This is a genomic window from Achromobacter deleyi (assembly GCF_016127315.1).
Lineage (GTDB): Bacteria > Pseudomonadota > Gammaproteobacteria > Burkholderiales > Burkholderiaceae_B > Achromobacter > Achromobacter insuavis_A.
Window position 1 is genome coordinate 5,872,001 of record NZ_CP065997.1, and the last position, 20,939, is coordinate 5,892,939.

The 20,939-nt window shown below is 66.5% G+C and carries 19 protein-coding genes; 3 read left to right on the plus strand and 16 right to left on the minus strand.

All coding sequences use genetic code 11. The features are described from left to right. Positions 1–12 precede the first annotated feature (12 nt). From I6I07_RS26465 to flgB, 16 genes are all read right to left on the minus strand, one after another. Complete coding sequence (locus tag I6I07_RS26465) at positions 13–1,608, minus strand: PAS domain-containing methyl-accepting chemotaxis protein (RefSeq protein WP_198484353.1); 1,596 nt, start codon at positions 1,606–1,608, stop codon at positions 13–15. A 320-nt stretch (positions 1,609–1,928) separates the two neighbouring features. Further along, on the minus strand, positions 1,929–3,659 hold the full coding sequence (locus tag I6I07_RS26470) for a methyl-accepting chemotaxis protein (RefSeq protein ID WP_061071521.1): 1,731 nt from the start codon (positions 3,657–3,659) through the stop codon (positions 1,929–1,931). 139 nt (positions 3,660–3,798) lie between these two features. After that, complete coding sequence (locus tag I6I07_RS26475; RefSeq protein WP_035361922.1) at positions 3,799–4,272, minus strand: hypothetical protein; 474 nt, start codon at positions 4,270–4,272, stop codon at positions 3,799–3,801. Positions 4,273–4,301: 29 nt separating this feature from the next. Continuing rightward, entirely contained in the window at positions 4,302–6,185 is a 1,884-nt protein-coding gene (locus I6I07_RS26480; RefSeq protein ID WP_198484354.1) for a methyl-accepting chemotaxis protein, read from the minus strand. Between the two features lie 114 nt (positions 6,186–6,299). Next, the gene (locus I6I07_RS26485) at positions 6,300–8,210 is read right to left on the minus strand and encodes a methyl-accepting chemotaxis protein (protein WP_198484355.1); all 1,911 of its coding nucleotides are present in this window, start codon (positions 8,208–8,210) and stop codon (positions 6,300–6,302) included. Positions 8,211–8,354: 144 nt separating this feature from the next. Further along, positions 8,355–9,614, minus strand: coding sequence for a flagellar hook-associated protein FlgL (gene flgL, locus I6I07_RS26490; protein WP_198484356.1), 1,260 nt, complete (start codon positions 9,612–9,614; stop codon positions 8,355–8,357). A gap of 48 nt (positions 9,615–9,662) precedes the next feature. Next, the gene (flgK, locus tag I6I07_RS26495; RefSeq protein WP_198484357.1) at positions 9,663–11,339 is read right to left on the minus strand and encodes a flagellar hook-associated protein FlgK; all 1,677 of its coding nucleotides are present in this window, start codon (positions 11,337–11,339) and stop codon (positions 9,663–9,665) included. A 73-nt stretch (positions 11,340–11,412) separates the two neighbouring features. Next, on the minus strand, positions 11,413–12,396 hold the full coding sequence (gene flgJ, locus I6I07_RS26500) for a flagellar assembly peptidoglycan hydrolase FlgJ (RefSeq protein ID WP_198484358.1): 984 nt from the start codon (positions 12,394–12,396) through the stop codon (positions 11,413–11,415). 5 nt (positions 12,397–12,401) lie between these two features. After that, positions 12,402–13,538, minus strand: a complete 1,137-nt coding sequence (locus I6I07_RS26505) for a flagellar basal body P-ring protein FlgI (protein WP_061071527.1) — start codon at positions 13,536–13,538, stop codon at positions 12,402–12,404. A gap of 2 nt (positions 13,539–13,540) precedes the next feature. Further along, complete coding sequence (locus I6I07_RS26510; RefSeq protein WP_035360293.1) at positions 13,541–14,233, minus strand: flagellar basal body L-ring protein FlgH; 693 nt, start codon at positions 14,231–14,233, stop codon at positions 13,541–13,543. Then, positions 14,233–15,018 carry a flagellar basal-body rod protein FlgG gene (flgG, locus tag I6I07_RS26515; protein ID WP_020927340.1) on the minus strand — a complete coding sequence of 262 codons (786 nt, stop codon included), beginning with the start codon at positions 15,016–15,018 and terminating at the stop codon, positions 14,233–14,235. The genes I6I07_RS26510 and flgG overlap by 1 nt, the downstream gene beginning before the upstream one ends. Positions 15,019–15,087: 69 nt before the next feature. Beyond that, positions 15,088–15,849 (minus strand): flagellar basal body rod protein FlgF, encoded by a 762-nt coding sequence (locus I6I07_RS26520; RefSeq protein WP_054435491.1) that lies wholly within the window; start codon positions 15,847–15,849, stop codon positions 15,088–15,090. Positions 15,850–15,887: 38 nt separating this feature from the next. Next, positions 15,888–17,357 carry a flagellar hook-basal body complex protein gene (locus tag I6I07_RS26525; protein ID WP_054435493.1) on the minus strand — a complete coding sequence of 490 codons (1,470 nt, stop codon included), beginning with the start codon at positions 17,355–17,357 and terminating at the stop codon, positions 15,888–15,890. 70 nt (positions 17,358–17,427) lie between these two features. Continuing rightward, positions 17,428–18,123: a FlgD immunoglobulin-like domain containing protein gene (locus tag I6I07_RS26530; protein ID WP_198484359.1), complete on the minus strand. Its 696-nt coding sequence runs from the start codon at positions 18,121–18,123 to the stop codon at positions 17,428–17,430. A 57-nt stretch (positions 18,124–18,180) separates the two neighbouring features. Then, a complete protein-coding gene (gene flgC / locus I6I07_RS26535; protein ID WP_198484360.1) occupies positions 18,181–18,600 on the minus strand; it encodes a flagellar basal body rod protein FlgC in 420 nt (139 codons plus the stop codon). A gap of 22 nt (positions 18,601–18,622) precedes the next feature. Continuing rightward, on the minus strand, positions 18,623–19,030 hold the full coding sequence (flgB, locus tag I6I07_RS26540) for a flagellar basal body rod protein FlgB (RefSeq protein WP_006394438.1): 408 nt from the start codon (positions 19,028–19,030) through the stop codon (positions 18,623–18,625). Between the two features lie 168 nt (positions 19,031–19,198). On the opposite strand from flgB, the gene flgA reads away from it, so the two are divergent. From flgA to I6I07_RS26555, 3 genes are all read left to right on the plus strand, one after another. Further along, the gene (flgA, locus tag I6I07_RS26545; protein ID WP_198484361.1) at positions 19,199–19,906 is read left to right on the plus strand and encodes a flagellar basal body P-ring formation chaperone FlgA; all 708 of its coding nucleotides are present in this window, start codon (positions 19,199–19,201) and stop codon (positions 19,904–19,906) included. A gap of 127 nt (positions 19,907–20,033) precedes the next feature. After that, positions 20,034–20,327 carry a flagellar biosynthesis anti-sigma factor FlgM gene (gene flgM / locus I6I07_RS26550; protein WP_198484362.1) on the plus strand — a complete coding sequence of 98 codons (294 nt, stop codon included), beginning with the start codon at positions 20,034–20,036 and terminating at the stop codon, positions 20,325–20,327. 52 nt (positions 20,328–20,379) lie between these two features. After that, the gene (locus tag I6I07_RS26555) at positions 20,380–20,856 is read left to right on the plus strand and encodes a flagella synthesis protein FlgN (RefSeq protein ID WP_035361419.1); all 477 of its coding nucleotides are present in this window, start codon (positions 20,380–20,382) and stop codon (positions 20,854–20,856) included. The last annotated feature ends 83 nt before the right edge of the window (positions 20,857–20,939 follow it).

Below are 20,939 nucleotides of genomic sequence, written 5' to 3' on the forward strand. Positions count from 1 at the left end.
CGTGTCCGCGATCTACTGCTGCCCGGTCAGGCGGAACACACGGATGGTCTCGCGCAGCGTGCCCGACTGGTTGCCCAACTGCAGCACGGCGCCGCCCAGTTCCTGTACCAGCGCGGTGTTCTGCACCGTCATCACGTCCATCTGCGAAACCGCGCTGTCGACCTGCTCGATGCCGCTGGACTGTTCCTGCGACGCCTGCGAGATCTCGCCGATGATGTCGGTGACGCGATGCACCGCCGCCACGATCTCTTCCATCGTCGCGCCGGCCTGCTCGGCCTGGGCCGAGCCTTCCGTCACGCGCTCGACCGAATCCTCGATCAGGCCCTTGATCTCCTTGGCGGCCTGGGCGCTCTTTTGCGCCAGGCTGCGCACTTCGCCGGCCACCACCGCGAAGCCCTTGCCGGACTCGCCGGCGCGGGCCGCTTCGACCGCCGCGTTCAGCGCCAGGATGTTGGTCTGGAAGGCGATGCCCTCGATGATGCTGACGATGTCGACGATCTTGCGCGAGCTGTCGGAGATGCCATGCATGGTGCTGACCACCTGGCCCACCGCAACGCCGCCACGGCGCGCCACGTCCATGCTGCTGGCCGCGAGCTGGTTGGCCTGGCGGGCGTTGTCGGCGTTCTGGCGCACGGTCGAGGTCAGCTGCTCCATGCTCGCCGCCGTCTGCTGCAGCGAAGCGGCCTGGCCTTCAGTACGGCCGGCCAGTTCCTGGTTGCCCCGGGCGATGTGCACCGCCGCCTGGGTGGTGCCCTCGATGCCGCGGTACACGTCCTGGGCGATGCCGATCAGGCTCTTGCGCATGACTTCGAGCGAGAACTTCAGGCTGCCGATCTCGTCGTCGGACTCGGCCACGATCTGGGTGGTCAGATTGCCGGCGGCGACCTGGCGCGCCATGTTGGCGGCGTCGACCATCGGATCCAGCAGCGAGCGGCTCAGGCTCCAGCCCAGGCCGAAGATTCCCAGCACGCCCAGTGCCAGCAGGCCACAAGCCAGGCTGGCGCCGGTGGTGTCCAGCGAGGCCCAGTTGGCGTTCAGGCCATAGGCGCCGGCCGCCACCACGATGCCCGACGACAGCAGCGCATGACGGAACATGCGGCTACGCACATTGCGCTTGAACGGAAAGGCCAGCAGGTCCAGGCCGCGGCGCCAGCCGGCGCGCACCGGCCGGCCGCGCACGATGCGCACGCCGCGGGCGCGGCCTTCGCGGATGCGTTCGTACAGTTCCTCGGCCATCTCGATCTGTTCGTCGCTCGGCCGCACGCGCACCGACGAATACGCCACCACTTCGCCGTTCTCGACGATCGGCGTGGCGTTGGCCAGCACCCAGTAGTAGCCGCCGTCCTTGCGGCGGTTCTTGACCAGGCCGAGCCAGGACTCGCCGGCTTCGAGCGTCTGCCACAGGTCTTCATAGGCTTCTGGCGGCATGTCGGGATGGCGCACGATGTTGTGCGCCTTGCCGATCAGTTCTTCGCGAGAGAAGCCGCTGACTTCGATGAATGCCGGATTCGCGTAGAGGATGCGGCCCTTGGTATCGGTACGCGAGATCAGGTATTGATCCTCGCGCAGCTTGGTTTCCACGTCGTTGACAGGAAGGTTTACGCGCACAGCTTGTCTCCGGTTACATCATATGGCGCAGCGAACGGCCAACGGCGGCCAACCCGGACCCGGCGCCCCGCCGCAACCAGTCCCCGCCCGACCCCGAGGGCCTGCGCATGCCGATGCGCGACGCGACCTGGGGTGGTTCACTGCCCTTGTCCTGGGCGTTATGACTATGAACGGCAATATTTTCGAAAACTTAAGCTGTCCATGACAAAAATCAGACCCGTATAAGGTATTCGACCCGGCGGCCGCGAACGGGCGCCGGGTCGGCGGGAGCCACGGCCGTCGGGCCGCGCTCCGCATCACGGGGCTCGCGCCCCGGATGATCAGTCCTGCGTCAGCGTCGGCGCCTGGTAGCCACCCAGCTGATGCGCCGGCACCTCGATCACTTCGCCGGCATTGATCTTGAACACGGCCACCGCTTCGGACAGGCGATGCGCCTGTTCCTGCAGCGAGCCGGCCGCGGCCGCGGCTTCTTCCACCAGCGCTGCGTTCTGCTGCGTCACTTCGTCCATCTGCGACACCGCGCGGTTCACCTGGTCGATGCCGCTGGACTGCTCCTCGGACGCCGCCGAGATCTCGCCCATGATGTCCGTCACGCGCTTGACCGAGGCCACGATCTCCTGCATCGTCGCGCCCGCGCGTTCGACCTGTTGCGAACCGGCGCCGACCTTGGTCACCGAATCCTCGATCAGGCCCTTGATTTCCTTGGCCGCCTGCGCGCTGCGCTGCGCCAGCGAGCGCACTTCGCCCGCCACCACCGCGAAGCCCTTGCCCTGTTCGCCGGCGCGAGCGGCTTCCACCGCCGCGTTCAGCGCCAGGATGTTGGTCTGGAAGGCGATGCCGTCGATCACCGACACGATTTCCGAGATCTTGCGCGAGCTGGCCGAGATGCCCTGCATCGTGTTGACCACTTCGGCCACCGCCGAGCCGCCGCGTTCGGCCACGTCCGACGCGCTGGCGGCCAACTGATTGGCCTGGCGTGCGTTGTCGGCGTTCTGCTTGACGGTCGAAGCCAGCTCTTCCATCGACGCAGCGGTTTCTTCCAGCGAGGCCGCCTGTTCTTCCGTGCGGCTGGACAGGTCGGTGTTGCCGGCCGAGATCTCGCGCGAACCCACCGTGATTTCATCGACGCCGCGGCGCACCGTGGCCACCGTGCGCGTCAGGCTTTCCTGCATGCGCTTGAGCGCGGCGAACAGCTGGCCGATTTCGTTGTGCGAACGCACTTCGACGCGGCTGGTCAGGTCGCCGGCGGCGATCTTGTCGAAATGCTGGCCGGCCTCGACCAGCGGACGCACCACCAGGCGGCCGAACAGCACGCGGCAGAACACCATCAGGGCCAGTGCCAGCGCCACGGCGACGGCAACGGCGATCATGGCGCGGTTGAAGTTGGCCTCGGCCTGGTCGATCGTGGCCTGCTGCTGGTCGCCGATGTACTTGCTGAATTCAGCGATAGCCTCGATGAAGGCGGCGCTGCGGGGCGTGCCGTACTCGTTGTTGACCATGTAGAAGGTCGAATAGTCCTCGCTGCGCAGCGCTTCCACCATGGTGTCGACGCCGTCATCGATGTACGAACGGTAGCGGCGGACCAGGTTCATCGACAGCTGGCGGCCGGTGTCGTCCTGCAGCATGTTCTTCTGGAAGTCGGCGAAGCGGCTGCGCACGCCGGTCAGCAGGTCGGTGGCGCCCTTGAGCGCCGCGGCCGCGTCACGCGCCGAGTTCTCGCCGCTGCCCCAGCCGGATTCCTGCAGGTGGCGGGCCGCGACCATCAGGCTGACGCGGGCGCGCAGCATGTCGCTGTTGATCACATCCACTTGCTTGGAACGCTCGGTCAGCGCGTTGACCTCGCGGATGGACTCGTAGTTGTGCTGCAGGAAGAAGGCGGCCAGGCCACCCACCGCCGCGATCAACACCGCGAAGAACGCCATGACCCACAGCAGCATCGTGCCGACGCGGGCGTCGCGCAGTCTCAGCTTGCGTTTCACCTTGGGCGCACGCGAGGCCTTTTTCTTACCGACCTTGCCTGACTTCGCTCCGGATTCCAGACTCGCTTCCATATTCTTTCCCCATCCCTCAGGTACAGCTCTGACCAAATGAAAAACCACCCTGGCGTGCCTTCCTTGCGAAACGGGCACGCATCAGGGCGACGTACGCGGCGGTCTTTGAGGGCCGCACGCTCTCCGCGAAAAACGGGACCTAACGGCCCTGGCGCATCGGCTCGGGCGACACGACGGCCGGCCCCGGTATGACGATGGTTTCCACCTGGACCTCCGGTGCGGGCTGCTGCGCCCATTCCTGACTGGTGTCAGGCACAGGCGCGGGGCCCAGCAACTTCTGGCGTTCCCAGGGTTCCAGCAGAATATTGGTGCTGTCCACGAGGCGCATCAGGCGGCCGTCGGGGCCGAACTGCAGCAGCGCTTCCTTGCGGCTGTACAAGCCGTCCGTGACAAACGTGATCTTGAAGGACCAGAGGGCGAGGAAGGTGCCGTCGGTCTGTTTGTAGAACTTGTCGGGCGGGGCGGTGAGCGCCCGCGAGGCTTCTTCCAGCGTCGTCTGACCCGGCGTCAGGGTCGACAGCTTGCCGGGGTCGAAATTGTGGCCCGTTGCCGCGCAGCCCGCGATCAGTGTCGCAATCGCCGCTGCCGCCAGAAGATGTAGATAGCCTCGCATACCTGCCCATTTACCGGTCACAGCCGGCGTCAAAAAGATTCCCAATCATCGTCCGCCGGCGCCTGGCGACGGGTCGCCGCCGGTGCCGGCTTGGCATCGTTCGCCGCGGCCGTGGCGGCGCGCGGCGCCGGACGGCGCAGCGGACGCGCCGCGCTCGCCGCTTCCGCCACGGGCGCCGTCTTGGCGCGCGGCGCGGTGTGCGTCAGGCGGGCGGCCGGCGCGGCCCGGCGCGGCGCCGGCTCGGCGGGCGCCACGGCTTTCTGTTGCACAGGCGCCATTTCCTCGACCTTCGGCGCAACCACCCGCGGCGCGCTGCGCTGCTGGGCCAACTGGCGCGCCGGCACTTCGATCACGTCGCCGGTATTGATCTTGAACACGGCCACCGCTTCGGCCAGGCGCTGCGCCTGTTCCTGCAGCGAGCCGGCCGCGGCGGCGGCTTCTTCCACCAGCGCCGCGTTCTGCTGCGTCACTTCGTCCATCTGCGACACCGCGCGGTTCACCTGGTCGATGCCGCCGGACTGCTCCTCGGACGCCGCCGAGATCTCGCCCATGATGTCCGTCACGCGCTTGACCGAGGCCACGATCTCTTGCATCGTCGCCCCGGCGCGTTCGACCTGCTGCGAACCCGCGCCGACCTTGGCCACGGAATCCTCGATCAGGCCCTTGATTTCCTTGGCCGCCTGCGCGCTGCGCTGCGCCAGCGAGCGCACTTCGCCCGCCACCACCGCGAAACCCTTGCCCTGTTCGCCGGCACGTGCGGCTTCCACCGCCGCGTTCAGCGCCAGGATGTTGGTCTGGAACGCAATGCCGTCGATCACCGACACGATTTCCGAGATCTTGCGCGAGCTGGCCGAGATGCCCTGCATCGTGTTGACCACTTCGGCCACGGCCGAGCCGCCGCGTTCGGCCACGTCCGACGCACTGGCCGCCAACTGATTGGCCTGGCGCGCGTTGTCGGCGTTCTGCTTGACGGTCGAGGCCAGCTCTTCCATCGAAGCGGCGGTCTCTTCCAGCGAGGCCGCCTGCTCTTCCGTGCGGCTCGACAGGTCGGTGTTGCCGGCCGAGATCTCGCGCGAACCGACGTTGATCTCGTCGACGCCGCGGCGCACGGTCGACACCGTGCGCGCCAGGCTTTCCTGCATGCGCTTGACCGCCGCCATCAGGGCGCCGATCTCGTTGGTCGACTGCACCTCGACGCGCGTGGTCAGGTCGCCGCCGGCGATCCGGTCGAAGCTCTCGCCGACCGTGCGCAGGGGCCGCAGCACGACGCGGTTCATGAACAGGAACGCGCCCAGCGATACCGCCAGGATCACCAGCGCCAGCGCCAGGTAGACGTAGGTCATGACGGCGCCCTGCTCGCGCGAAGCGGCCACCTGCTCTTCACTGTAGGTGGTGATCGTGTTGGCAAACTCGGTCAACTGCTTGGAGAACGCGCCGCTGGCCGCGGCGGTCTTGGTGTTCTTCAGGCTCAGGTATTCGGCGTTGTCGCCCCGGTCCAGCGCGCCCAGCATGGCCTGCAGGCCTTCGGCGAAACCATTGAACGAGGCCAGCAGCTGGCCCTCCGCGGCGCGGCCGATATCGGTGGTCTTCGGAATCGCCTTGAAGCGGTCGAGCTTGGCCTTGCCGTCGGTCAGCAGCTGCTGGACGATGCGGGTGTTCTCGGCCGCGCCCGCCTTGTCGCCGGCGGCGCGCTGGGCGGCGGCGATGTCCGCGCGGATGGTGGCGCGCAGCATCTGCACATAAGAGTCCTTGACCAGATTGCTCTGCTGGACGCTCAGGCTATCCAAAGCGTTGATCGCCTCGGCGTTGGATCGCATGCTGTTCCAACCCAGGGCGATGGCAACCAGCGCGGCCACGGCGACGGCCAATTGGGCAAGCATCAACCCCGTGCGCACCTTCAGATTGCTTAACATTTTCCGATATTTCCGGTAACCGCCAGGGCGGCATATTGGCGCCGCCCCGTCGTAAAAGGGATGTGTTCTCTACTACCTATTCAATGCAACGAAATACCTTGGCAAATCACGCCGTCAGAACGATTCCCAATCGTCATCCGCGGGCGGCGTCCGGCGCGTCGCGGCCGGCGCCGGCTTGACGGGCTTGACGTCGGTGGCGTCGCTGGTCTTGACGACCGGACGACGCAGGGGCCGCGCCGCCGTGGCGCCGCTGTTCGGGGTGGGTCGGGCACGGGCCGGCTGAGCCAGGCGCGGCGCCGGCGCGGCGGCGGGCTTGGCCGCACGCGGGACCGGCGCGGCCGCCGCTTCCGGCTTGGCGGCCGGCGCGGCGACAGCGGGAGCCGCCGCGACGGGCGCTTCGTCTTCCTGCGGCGCCGCCACGCGCGGCGCGCTGCGCTGCTGGGCCAATTGGCGCGCCGGCACGTCGATCACGCCGCCGGCATTGATCTTGAACACGGCCACCGCTTCGGCCAGGCGCTGTGCCTGTTCCTGCAGCGAACCGGCCGCGGCCGCGGCTTCTTCCACCAGCGCCGCGTTCTGCTGCGTCACTTCGTCCATCTGCGACACCGCGCGGTTCACCTGATCGATGCCGCCGGACTGCTCCTCGGACGCCGCCGAGATCTCGCCCATGATGTCCGTCACGCGCTTGACCGAGGCCACGATCTCCTGCATCGTCGCCCCGGCCCGTTCGACCTGTTGCGAACCCGCGCCGACCTTGGCCACGGAATCCTCGATCAAGCCCTTGATTTCCTTGGCCGCCTGCGCGCTGCGCTGGGCCAGCGAGCGCACTTCGCCCGCCACCACCGCGAAGCCCTTGCCCTGTTCGCCGGCACGCGCGGCTTCCACCGCCGCGTTCAGCGCCAGGATATTGGTCTGGAAGGCGATGCCATCGATCACCGACACGATCTCGGATATCTTGCGCGAGCTGGCCGAGATGCCTTGCATCGTGTTGACCACTTCGGCCACGGCGGAACCGCCGCGTTCGGCCACGTCCGACGCGCTGGCGGCCAGCTGGTTGGCCTGGCGCGCATTGTCGGCATTCTGCTTGACCGTCGAGGCCAACTGCTCCATCGACGCGGCGGTCTCTTCCAGCGAGGCCGCCTGCTGCTCGGTGCGGCTGGACAGGTCGGTGTTGCCGGCCGAGATCTCGCGCGAACCGACGTTGATTTCGTCGACGCCGCGGCGCACCGTGGCCACCGTGCGCGTCAGGCTTTCCTGCATACGCTTGACGGCGCCGAACAGCTGGCCGATCTCGTTGGTGCTGCGCACCTCGATGCGGCCGGTAAAATCGCCGCCCGAGATCTTCTCGAAGTGATCGCCCGCCTCATGCAGCGGACGCAGCACGGTGCGGTTGATGAAAATCCAACAGCCGACGGCAAGCACCAGCGCGATCGCCAGCAAGGCGATGGTGACGCTGCGCGAGATGTTGTGGTCGACCTCGGCCTGCGCCGCGAGTTCGTCGGTGCGCGTGTCGATGAAACTCAGGTAATTGTCGACGGCCACGCGGAACTTGGTGTTGACGTCGCTGGCGGTGTCGTTCAGGTTCAGGTAGTCCTGGATGGCCATGTTGGCCAGCGCGGCCGACTGGCGCTTGAGCACACTGTCGTATTCCTTGAGCGCGGCCTCGACGGCCTGGCCCAGCGCTTCCGTGCCGGCCAGCTTCGGCGCCTTGCGGAAGGCGTCCATCATCTTGAAGGCGTCCTGCATCAGGCCATCGGAACGCTTGGCTTGCGCCGTGGCCTGTTCCGTCTTGCCTTGCTGCATGTCCATCAGCGACGAGGACAGCAACAGGCGAGCGCGCAGGAAAACGGTGTAGGCGCGGTTCAGCGGCACGGCCTGGTCGGAGTAGGCGGTGTTGATCTGTTCCAGCTTGTCGTTGCTGGAATTCAACCCCATCCAGGCCACGCCATTGGATATGAACATGGCACCCGTGAAGAGCAGCAGCACCAGAATTATGCAGGTGCGAACTTTCAAATTGACAAGCATGGAATATCCGAGCGTTAAGCGTGGTGAAACGACAAAATTCCTACCCTGTACGCACACACGGACGCTCCGGCATACCACCGGAAGCGTCCGTAAGGGCGCAACATGCCGGGCCCGCCATCGGGCACGGCCTATGGACTCACCGCATTATTTGCGGCTGAAAAGACTCGATCCCTGGATCGTCATGAAGGCCGCCGACGCCGCCTGCAGGGCCACCTGGCGCAGCGCCAGCTGGCTGGCGCCAGAGTAGTAGTCGAGGTCTTCGAGGTCGGACAGCGACTTCGAGTACGACAGGCCCTTCTGCGTGCCGGTGGCGTCCAGTGCCTCCAGTTCGTTCATGCGGGCGCCGACCGACGCGGCCACCGTCTGCACGTTGTCGTAGTTGGTCGACAGCTTCTTGTTGGCGGTCGCCAGCTCGTTGTTCAGCTTGGCCAGCGCCACGGGGTCGCCGGCGATGGGCGAATCCAGCGTCTTGATCAGGCTGTCCAGCGTATTGAACAGGTCGACGTCGGCCGACTGCACGCTTTCAACGTTGATCACGTCGCCGTTCTGCGGGTTGCCCTTGATCACGACCGACACGCCGCCGAAGTCGATGGCGGCATCCGGCGTGTAGGCGGTCGGGGCGGCCGGCGGCGCCGGGGTCGTGACCGGCGGCACCGGCGGGTTGGCCTTGGGATCGGTCGTGATGACGCGATAGCCCATGTTGCCGGTGGCCGGATCCGATTCGAACTGCAGGCTGAAATTCTTGCCGATGTTGGCGCTGCCCGGCGTCACCGACACCGTGCTGAACTGGGCGGTGCCCGTGTTGGCGGCGGCGGCGGTGCTGACGTAGGCTTGCGAACCCGGGTTGGCGCGGTTGAAGACGTCGCTGCCGATGTCGCTGGTGGACATCTGGCGCGACTGGTCGACTTGCACCGTGCGTTCGCCGGTGGCGCCGCTGTAGACGATCTTGCCGGTGGTGTCCTGGGCGTAAGGCACCACGCCGCCCTGGAAACCGGAGAACAGGTACTGACCGTTGCCGTCGGTGCTGTTGGCCAGGCCCAGCAATGCGTCGCGCGCATTCTTCAAGGCGGTGGACAAGGCCTGGCGGTCGCTGTCGGCGAACGTGCCGTTACCGGCCTGCACCACGCGGGTGCGCACGTCGGCCAGCGCCGTCGTGATCGAGTCCAGGACGTTGTTTTCCTGGGACAGGTTGGTCTTGGCCGTGTTGCGATTGAGCTGGTACGTCGCGTTCATGCTCTGCGTCTGCGCCACGTTGATCGACAACGAGGCGGCTAGCGGATCATCCGCCGGCGTCAGGAACTTCTTGCCGCTGCCCACCTGTTCGACCAGGCGGTTCATGTCGGATTCCTGAGCGAGGACGCCCTTGAGTCCGTTCGAATACATCATGGAGGTGCTCAGGCGCATGGGGAAGCTCCGAATTTTTCTTGATGGGTCACGATGTCAACGATCCGGTCAGCCGCGCAGGCCCAGCAGCGTATCGAACAGCGTGCTGGCGACGTCGATGATGCGGGCGCTGGCCTGGTATTGCTCTTGGTAGAGCGACAGGCTCACGTATTCTTCATTCAGGTTGACGCCCGACACCGCCTGCTGGGCCTCGAGCTTCTGGGCGACGAGGTTGGACTGGGCAGTGTTGGCCGACTTGATCTGCGCGGTCTGCACGCCAACGGTGTTGACCACCTGCGAGAACATCTCGTTGATGCTCATCGTGCCGTGGCCCAGCACCTTGGTGGTCTGCAGCTGTGCCAGCTTGAGGGCGTTCTTGCCGTTGGCATCGCCACCGGCGGTGTCGGCCGCGGCGATCTTTTCCGGATCGGTGATCAGCACGTTGATGTCGCGGGCGGCATCGCGCGTGGGAGACAGCGACCACTTGTCGCCGGCTTGCGGCGGCGAGTCGATCGTCAGGGTGACGCCCATTTCGGCGCTCAGGTCCAGCGTGGCGGTGGGCGGCGTGCCGGTGGCCGGGCCGTTGTACACCTGGGTGCCTTCCGGCACGCGCGTCACGCGGTAGTTGGCGCCGTCGAAGCTGACTTCGTAGTCTTTGGCGTTGATGTTGTTCAGGTTGGTGAACGTGCCGCTGATCTGCGCGCCGCTCTTGTTGGCGGCGTTCGGCACGCCCTGCGGCTTGCCGATGCTGAAGAAGTCCGTTCCCGGGTTGCCGGCGGTATCCAGGCCCTGGCGGTGCTGCTCGTTGAACGACATCGCCAGGCCGACGGCCATCTGGCCCAGCTGGGCCTGCATGACGTCCAGCGACGAGGCGCGGAACTGCAGCAGGCCGCCCAGCTTGCCGCCGGTGACGTCGGCGTCGTTCAGCTCGACCGACACGGTCTTGCCGCCCGAACCGGCCGGCAGCGTGTAGGCGACGACGGTGCGGCTGACGTCCTTGGACGATGCCACGGCCTGCAGCGGATAGATGGTGTTGCCCGACAGCAGCGCCTGGCCACCCGAGGCCAGCGAGATGTTGATCTTGTCGCCCTGCTCGTAGGTCGTGACGCCGATCAGCTGGTTCAGTTCCGAGACGGCCTGGTCGCGCTGGTCCATCAGGTCGTTGGGGGGATTGCCGCCGGCCTTGGCGCGGGCCGTGGAAATCTGGTTGTTCAGGTCGTCGATGCGGGTCAGGTAGCTGTTGACCTGGTCGACCGTGGTCGAGATCTGCGTATTCAGGCCCAGGCGCTGGTTCTGCATTTCCTGGTAGGCCGAGCGGATCTGCGTGGTCAGGCTGTTGGCCTTGCCCAGCAAGTCCTGGCGCGCGGCGGGATCCGCCGGCTTGCTGGCCACGGTGTTCATGCTGGTGAAGAAATTCGACAGGCCCGGGGCGATGCCCACGGTGCGGTCGGCGAACAGGTTGTTGACCTGGGAAATCTGGTCGAACTGGGTCTGTAGCTGGGCGCTGCTGCCCTGCGCGCCGACCAGCTGCTTGTACAGGAAGCTGTCGTAGCTGCGCACCACGGTGTCCACCTGGACGCCGCGGCCGATGAAGCCATTGCTGGTGGCCTGGGCGCCGGCGGTCGAGATCATGACGCGCTGGCGGTTGTAACCGACCGTGGTGGCATTGTTGATGTTGTGGCCGGTGGTTGCCAGGCCCGCCTGGGACGCGTTCAGCCCGCCCAATGCCAATTTGTACAGATTCATGCTGACAATGCCCCGTATGTAACCGCGACTGATATTTCTGGATACCCGATTAACGGCAGCAGGTAGTCCAAATTTAGAGTCCTTCCAACATCTGACGCGAAATATCGACCTTGGCGGCGGCGCCGCGCAGCTGGCTCATGACGCCGATCAATTTCTGCGCATACTGCGGATCGGTGGCGTAGCCGGAACTCTGGATGCGGCGGGCGGCCTCGATCTCGTTGCGCGCCTGGGTCACGCTCTCGTAGCGCGGACTGGTGCCGATCAGGCGGGCGTAGTCGGCGAACGATTCCTCGTAGGACGAATAGGCCCGGAAGGGTTGCGTCACCTTTTTCGCGACGCCGCCTTCGTATTCGGTGGTCAGCACATTGACGACCTTGCCCTTCCAGCTCGACCCCGCCTTGATGCCGAACAGGTTGTAGCTGGTGCGGCCGTCCTCGTGCTTGATCTCGCGCTGGCCCCAGCCGGACTCCAGGGCCGCCTGGCCCATGATGAGGCGGGCCGGCACGCCGCTCTGCTGCGACGCCAGGGTGGCCGCGCGCGACATCTTCGACACGAAATTGATGACGTGCTCGGGCGCGCCCTCGGCCGCGGCCAGGGCCCGGTCGCTGGCGCGGTTGTTGCGCATCACGTCCATCAGCGCCGACACCTGGCGCGAGCCGCCGGTCTGGAAATCCAGGTCGGTGCCCTGCCCCAGGCGCTGCACGGCCTCGGCCGACAGGTCGCCGGGCTTGCCCTGCTGCATCTGCGCCAGGATCGACTGCGACAGGCCGATGCCGGGCGTGGCCAGGTGCAGCGCCAGCTGCTCGTCGGCCATGGATTGCAGCATCTGGGTCTGCTGCGAGTCGAACAGCCCTTCCTTGGGCGTCGCCTCGCGCATGCGCTTGAGCATCATCTGCAGGAACAGGGCCTCGAACTGCTTGGCCACCTGCTTCTGCTGCTCGGTGCCGGGATTGGCCGGGTCCTTGGTCACGTCGCGCTTCAGGTCCGACAGGCGACCCATGTCGAACACGGAATCCTGGCGACTGCCCAGGGACGCGGAGGTGTTGGTGTAGCCCATGGCGGTCAGATGATTTCCAGCTCGGCGCGCAGGGCGCCGGCGCTCTTCATGGCCTGCAGGATCGCCAGGAGGTCCTGCGGCGTGGCGCCCAGGGCGTTCAGGCCCTTGACCACGTCGGCCAGGTTGGCGCTGGTAGTCACGCGTTGCAGCGAACCGTTGTCCTGGCGCACCTCGATCTGGGTGTTGGGCACCACCACCGTCTGCCCTTCCGTGAACGGCGTATCCGGTTGCGACACCTGGTTCTGGCGGTTGATGATGACCGACAGGTTGCCGTGCGCCACGGCGGCTTCCTCGATCATGACCGTGCGGTTCATGACCACCGAGCCGGTGCGGGCGTTGATGATGACCTTGGCGACGGTCGGCGCGCGCGTGACCTGCAGGTCCTCGACCTGCGACAGGAAGCGCGCCTGCGCCGACTGCTCCATCGGGCTGCGTACCTGCACCACGCGGCCGTCCAGCGCCGTGGCGGTGCCCTGCCCGAACTTGCGGTTCAGCGCCGCCACCACGTTCTGGGCGGTGCCGAAGTCGGTGTTGTTCATTTCCAGGTAGATGTAACCGTCGCGCGCGAAGGTGGTCGGCACCCCGCGCTCGACGATCGCGCCGGCGCTGATGCGGCCGCCGTTGAGCTGGTTGATCTGCACGCTGGAGCCGCCGGCCGAGGCGCCCGCGCCGCCGACCAGGATGTTGCCCTGGGCGATCGCGTAGACCTGGCTGTCGGCGCCCTTGAGCGGGGTCATCAGCAACGTGCCGCCGCGCAGGCTCTTGGCGTTGCCCATCGAGGACACCACCACGTCGAGCGTCTGGCCCGGACGGGCGAACGCCGGCAGGGTCGTGGTGACCATGACCGCCGCCACGTTCTTGAGCTGCATGTTGCTGCCGGCGGGCACGGTGATGCCCAGCTGCGACAGCATGTTGGTCAGGCTCTGCTGCGTGAATGGCGTCTGGCGCACCTGGTCGCCACTGCCGTCCAGACCCACCACCAGGCCATAGCCGATCAGCTGGTTGCCGCGCACCCCCTGGATGGAGGCCAGGTCCTTGAGCCGTTCGGCATGCGCCGCCGAGGCGCCGGCCAGCAGCCCCGCCGCGACACAAACGCGCGCCAGCAGGGACAACAGGGCGGAAATCGGAGTGGGTTGTTTCATGGTCAGAACGGCGAAGCGATCAGGAAGAAGCGTTGCAGCCAGCCCATGGTCTGGACCTCGTCCATGACGCCCTTGCTGCGGTATTCGATGCGGGCGTCGGCCACCTGGGTGGACGACACGGTGTTCGTGCCGGTGATCGAGCGCGGATCGACCACGCCCGAGAAGCGCACGTACTCGCTGCCCCGGTTGATGGCGATCTGCTTTTCGCCGGCCACTTGCAGGTTGCCGTTGGACATCACGCCCACCACCGTGGTGGTGATGGTGCCGGTGAAGGCGTTGTTGGCGGTGCTGTCGCCCTTGCCCTGCGATACGTTGCCGCCCTTGGCGTCGGTATTCAGGTTGGCATTGGCCCAGCTGTCCATGAACGACGGCGCGGCGGCGATGCCCAGGCTGGCATTGCCGCTGCGATTGGTGTTGGTCGCGACGTTCTTGGAGGCGTTGGTCTTCTCATTCAGGACGATGGTGACGATGTCGCCGACGTTGCGCGGCCGGCGGTCCTCGAACAGCGGATAGTTGCCGTACGTCGTGGGCTGGTAGATCGAGCCGGTGGGCTGCGCCGTCGGCATCGGCGGCGCCGGCGGCGCCGCCGTCGTCGGCCCGGTCACGATGGGCTCGGGCGGAATCATGGCGCAACCGGCCACCAGCAACGCCAGGGCCGCACTCGAAACCAGACGCAGGACAGACGACATAGGCATCACAGTTGGGTCAGGCGGGCCAGCATTTCGTCCGAGGTCTTGACGGCTTTGCTGTTCATTTCGTAAGCGCGCTGGGTCGTGATCATGTTGACCAGTTCCTCGGCGACGTTCACGTTGGAGGTTTCGACGTAGTTCTGCATGAACGTGCCGGCGCCATCGACGCCGGGCTGCAGCAGGTTGGCCGGGCCGGAGGCGTCGGTTTCCAGGTACAGGTTCTCGCCGACGCTCTGCAGGCCGGTCGGGTTGATGAAGGTGGCGATCTGCAGCTGGCCGATCTGCACGTTGACGCCGGCCGCGCCGGGCTGCGTCACCGAGACGATGCCGTCCTTGCCGATGGAGATCGACAGGGCGTTGTCCGGCACGTTCATCGGCGGCTGGATCACGTAGCCGCTGACCGTGGTCAGCTGGCCGTTCTGGTCGCGCTGCAGCGCGCCGTCACGGGTGTAGGCCTGGGTGCCGTCCGGCAGTTCGACCTGCAGGAAGCCGCGGCCGTTGATCGCCACGTCCAGTTCGCCGCCGGTGTTGTTCAGGCCGCCGGTGGTGTGGATGCGCTCGGTGGCGGCCACGCGGGCGCCGGTGCCGAGCTGCAGGCCCGACGGCAGCTGCGTGGCGTCGCCGACCTGGGCGCCGGGCTGGCGCAGGGTCTGGTACATCAGGTCCTGGAACACGGCGCGGCCGCGCTTGAAGCCATTGGTCGAGACGTTGGCCAAGTTGTTGGAAATCACGTCCATCGAGGTCTGTTGACCTTCCAGGCCCGTCTTGGCAATCCACAGCGAACGCATCATGATGAAGTACTCCTGGAGCGGCGGCCCGGCCGCGCGCGAAAATTATTTTGTTCGGATCGGCTGACCGGATCAGGAAACCGAGAGGATGCCGTTGGCGCGCTCGGCGTTGCGATCCGCCTGCTGCACCACCTGCATCTGCTGCTCGAAGCGGCGGGCGTTCTCGATCATGCCCACCATCGCCGCCATGGGATTGGTATTGCTGCCTTCCAGCACGCCGGACAGCACCCGCAGGCTGGGGTCGGCGGGGGCCGGCGGCGCCGGCTGGCCATTGACCGGCGCCAGGCGGAAGACGCCGTCGTCGCCGTGCACCAGTTGCGCTTCCGGCGGGTTGGCGAGCTTGATGCGGCCCAGGTTCAGGATGTTGTTCGGGGCATCGCCGGCGCCAATGGCGGTGATGGTGCCGTCCGAGGTGATCGTCAGCGCCGCCTGGTCGGGCACGTCGATGATGCCGTTCTGGTCGGACATCACGGGCTGGCCCAGCGAGGTCTGCAGCAGGCCGTTCACGCCCACCTGCAGGCTGCCGGCGCGAGTGTAGGCCTCGCCTTGCGGGGTCTGCACCGCGATCCAGCCGTTGGAGCTGGCCAGGGCCACGTCCAAGTCGCGGCCCGTGGTCTGCATGTTGCCCATCTCGAAGTTGTTGCGGGGCGTCGACGCCACCGTCGAAACACGCGTCGGCAGGCTAACGCCGTCGTTCACCGGAACCGACCGGTACAACGCGATCTGCTCGCGAAAGCCCGGCGTGTTCACGTTGGCCATGTTGTTGGAGAGCGCGGCCTGGTGCTCCGTGATCCGCGCTGCGCCATTCATGGCGGTGTAGATGATTCGATCCATTGCCTATTCCGTCGGTGTCGTCGCGTGCCCGTCAGGCATTACTTCAGGTTCATCAGGACTTGCATGATTTCGTCCTGGGTCTTGATGGTCTGCGAGTTGGCCTGGTAGGTGCGCTGGGCGATGATCATGTTGACCAGCTCCTTGCTCATGTCCACGTTCGAGGCTTCGGTCGCCTGACCCACCACCTTGGACATGCCGTTGTTGCCCGGCTGGCCCAGGATCGGCTGGCCCGACGAGGCGGTTTCCTTCCAGGCGTTGTTGCCCACCGGCTGCAGGCCCTGCAGGTTGGCGAAGTCGGCCAGCACGATGGTGCCGACGATCGAGGTTTCGCCGTTGGTGTAGCTGGCCACCAGGCTGCCGTCGGCGCTGATGTTGATGCCGCGGAACTCGCCCGAGGAGTAGCCGTCCGGCTGGGACTTGAGCGCGTAGGCGCTGCCGTACTGCGTGGTGCCGGCGTAGTTCACGGCGATCGCCATCGGATCGGCCGGGGTGGTGCCGCCGCCCGGCGTCGCGAACGACAGGTTGACCGTGGCGGCGCTGGTCATCACGCCGGCCTTGTTGAACGTGAACTGGGTCGGGTTGCCCCACACGCCGCCCGCCTGGGTGGTCGGCGCCATGGCCTGGCCGTCAATGGTGTAGTAGACGTCGTAGACGCTGTTGCCGGCGGCGTCGGCGGCGCGCTTGGCGAAGTACTGCATCACCTGGTGCGAGTTGCCCAGCGAGTCGTAGACCGTCATGGGCGAGGCATTGGTGTAGCTGCCGGGGACCTTGGGGTCGAACGGCTTGCCGACTTCGGTCACGGCGGCGGTGAAGTCGACGAAACCGGGGATGACGTTCAGGTTGCCGGCGGTGACCTGGCCGGTGCCGTCGATGGTGACGGTATTGGGCGCGGTGCCGTAGGTGTTGGCCGGCGGGTTGCCCGGCGCCCAGGTGATCGCGCCGCCAGGCGCCTTGGTGAAGGTGTAGGCGGTGCCGCCCAGCGTCACGGAGCCCGGCACGGCCGGCGACGTCACGGTGTCGACCTGGTAGATGACCTTGGCGTTGGCGTCCAGGTTGGCCACGGTGGTGGCGGTCGAGGTGGCCTTGGGCGCCACGTTGGCGGTGGGCAGCTGCAGCTCGACCGGGTTGGCGCCGATGCCGCCGTTGGGGTAGCCGGTCAGGCGGTAGCCCTGCGCGTTGACGATGAAGTTGTTCTTGTCGACCAGGAACTCGCCGTTGCGGGTGTACATCACGGCGCCGCTCTGGTCGGTGACGCGGAACATTCCCTTGGCGCCATCGATGGCGATGTCGTATTCGCCGCCGCCGCCGTTGACCGTGCCCACCGTGAAGCGCTGGGTGATCGCCGACACCTTGGTGCCCAGGCCCACGCGCGAGCTGGCGTAGACGTCCGCGAACGACGCGGTCGACGACTTGAAGCCGACGGTGCCCGAGTTGGCGATGTTGTTGCCGATGACGTCCAGGTTCTGCGCCGCGGCGTTCAGGCCGCTCAATCCTTGTCCGAAACCCATGTTTTCTCTCGCTAATCTTTAAAGGGGAAACCGCCGCCGTGGCGCCGGCTGATAATCAAACCGGCTGGCCTCAGCCGATCACCTTGCGCACATCCAGCATGCTGGTCTGGCCATCCAGGCCCATATCCAGGCGCAGGCCGTTGGTGGAGTAAGCCACGCTCTTGACCTTGCCGTACTTCAGCACTTCGGCGGCCACCTTCTTGTCATCGCCATCCGTGGCCAGGACGGACACGGTGTACGCGCCCGCATCCAGCGCCACGCCGGAGTCGTTCTTGCCGTCCCAGTCCAGCGTGTACACGCCGGCCTTCTGCTCGCCCAGCTCGATGGTGCGCACGACCTGGCCGTTGGCGTCGGAAATGCGCACCTGGACCTTGGCGGCGTCCTTCTGCAGATCGATGCCGTAAGGCGTGACCACGCGCTCGGAGGGGTTCGCGCTGTCCACGCCGACCTTGACGGCCGAACCGGGCACCAGCACGCCCTTGCCGATCATCGCGACCGCGTTCATGGACTGCGACACGTCGATCTGGCCGCTGATGGCCAGCATGGTGTTCTTGAGGTTGGTGATGCCTTCCACCGTGGAGATCTGCGCCAGCTGCGAAGTCAGCTCGGCGTTCTGCATCGGGTTCAGCGGGTCCTGGTTCTTGAGCTGCGTGACCAGCAGCTTCAGGAACTGGTCCTGCAGGCCCTGGGCGGTGCTGGAGCCATTGGCGCCGCTTTGCGCCAGGCCCAGGCCGGTCTTGCTCGTGGATTGGTCGACGGTGGTCATGGGTTCACTTCTTCAAAAACTTCCGCGCGGGCGGCGCGGCGCGCGGAATCAGGCGGATCAGGATTGGCCGATGGTGAGGGTTTTCTGCATCAGGCTCTTGGCGGTGTTGAGCACCTCGACGTTGGCCTGGTACGAACGCGACGCCGCGATCATGTTGACGGTTTCCGCGATCGGATCGACGTTGGGCATGCTGATGTAGCCCTGCGCGTCGGCCATCGGATGCTTGGGGTCGTAGACCTGCTTGAGGGGGGACTGGTCCACCACCACGCCGGCCACGCGCACGCCGCCGATCTCGCGGCCCTGCGTCTGGCCGGCCGGCGGGTTGACCTGGAACACCACCTGGCGGGCCCGGTACGGCTGGCCGTCGGGACCGACCACGCTGTCGGCGTTGGCCATGTTGCTGGCCGCCACGTTCATGCGCTGTGACTGCGCGCTCAGCGCCGAACCGGCGATATCGAAAATGCTCAACAAGGACATTGCCTGCGGTTCCCTATGAAAATCAATCCTGGATGGCGGCCATCATGGTGCGGATACGACCCGACAGCAGCTGCATCGTGCTCTGGTAGTGCAAGGTGTTGTCGGCGAACTGGACCCGTTCGATGTCCATGTCGACCGTGTTGCCGTCCATGCTGGGCTGGTACGGCAGGCGATACAGCAGATCGGTCGGCCCCTGCGACACGGCCTTGGCCGGGATGTGGCGCGCCGACGTCAGGGTCAGCGAGGTATCCGGCAGGCGCTTGGTACCTTCCATGGCGTTCTGCATCGCCGTCTTGAAATCGAAGTCACGCGCCTTGTAGTTGGGCGTGTCGGCATTGGCGATGTTCGAGGACAGCACTTCCTGGCGCTGCGCGCGCAGCCCCAGGGACTGCTGGAAGAAGCGGAAATCTTCATTAAGCCGGTCTAGCATCGGATCGCCTTCAATACGGATGAAACCCGGGACAGCGGACACACCGTTATCCCATTGGATGACGGCATCATAGGGGCGGGTGCGACAACACAATCAGCCAAATAACCCGTCATTTCTCATCCAATTCACGTATTGCCAAGCGGCGCGCGCTTCTACAATTCGGACATGATGAAATTCCCCGCAAACCTCCGCGCGCACGCCGCCTGCCTGGCCGCCCTGTTGCTGGCCCCGGCGGCCCAGGCGCAGGACGCCGCCGTCCAGGCGCCCGAGGCGATCATCATCGCCGCGCAGACCTATTTGCTGGAACAACTCGCCGCGCTGCCCGGCCAGGCATCGGTGGCCATCGATCCGCCGCGGGCGGAGCGCCTGGCGCCCTGCGATGCCTTGTCCCCATTTATGCCCTCGGGCATGAAACTGCGCTCGCGCATGACGGTGGGCGTGCGCTGCAACGCGCCCAAGCCCTGGACCACCTACGTGCAGGCCACGGTCAGCGTGCCGGGCTACTACTATGTGGCGTCGCGCATGATCGCGGCGGGCCAGGCCCTGACGCCCGCCGACCTGGCGCCGCGCGACGGCGACCTGGTGGCCCTGCCCCCGGGCGTCATCACCAATCCCGACACGGTGGTCGGCATGACCGCGGCCTACCGGATCAATGCCGGCCAGCCGGTCAAGGGCGCCGCCCTGCGCAACGCCCAGTCGGTGGTGCGCGGCTCGAACGTCCGCATCAACGCCCGCGGCAAGGGGTTCGTGGTCAGCAGCGAGGGGCAGGCCCTGGACAACGCGGCGCCGGGCGCCACGGTCCAGGTCCGCACCGCCAGCGGCCAGGTGGTCAGCGGCGTGGTGCGCAATGCAGGCCTGGTCGAAATACAACTTTAGGCAATGTTACATATCGCGTTGCGGCAAGCGCCCTCCTACCCTAAAGTTCCTTCCGACCCTGTCGTTACAGAGACATAAGTAGGCGGAGCCGTCGCAAACCGACCCAGGACGCCCTGCGGAGAAAACCTTGAAGATCAATTCGACAACCAACCGGCCCATCTCGGCAGATGCGGTCAGCCCTCGCGCCGAGTCCGCGGTCGCCCAGGCCTACGGCGCCGGCAGCGGCAGCGGTTCCAGCAGCTCGCAGGTCGCGCTGAGCTCGGCCTCGCGCAAGATGCTGGCCCTGCAGGACGGCTCGAACGACATCAACGTCGAACGCGTCGCCGCGATTCGCGCCGCCATCGCCTCGGGCCAGCTCAAGATCGACACCAGCCGCATCGCCGATGGCCTGATCGCCAGCGCCCGCGACCTGCTGAAGTAACACCGTCTTTGCAAGATCGCCGTTTTTTCGACCCGTCCGCCCGAGTATGACCATGAGCCCTGTCGAGTCCCTGCAAGCCTGCATGAAGCAGGAAGATGCCCTGATCACCGAGTTTTCCTCCATCCTGGAAGAAGAAACCAAAGTGCTGGTCGGGCCGGGCAATGTCGACGCGCTGCATGACATCACCGAGCGCAAGGGCAACATCGCCCAGCAACTGGTCGACCTCAGCCACACCCGCGACGGCCTGCTGGCCGAGATCGGCCTGCCCGCCGGCCACGCCGGCACCGAGCAGGCCGCCGTGCAGCATCCGCAGCTGTCCGACGTCTGGCAGGCCCTGCTGGCCAAGTCGGCGTCGGCCAACGAAATCAACATGCGCAACGGCGCCCTGATCGACGTGCACCTGCGCTACACCCAGCAATCCCTGGACGCCCTGCGCCAGATCGGCGGCCTGGGCGGCACCTCGACCTACGACGCCCAGGGCCGCGGCGCCCGCGCCACCCCAGGCCGCAAGCCGATCGTCGCCGGCTGAACCGGATCCCGACACTCCCAAGACAAACAGCCCGCTTTCGCGGGCTGTTTGTCTTGGCGGCCGTGCGGCCTTCCCGCGCCGGG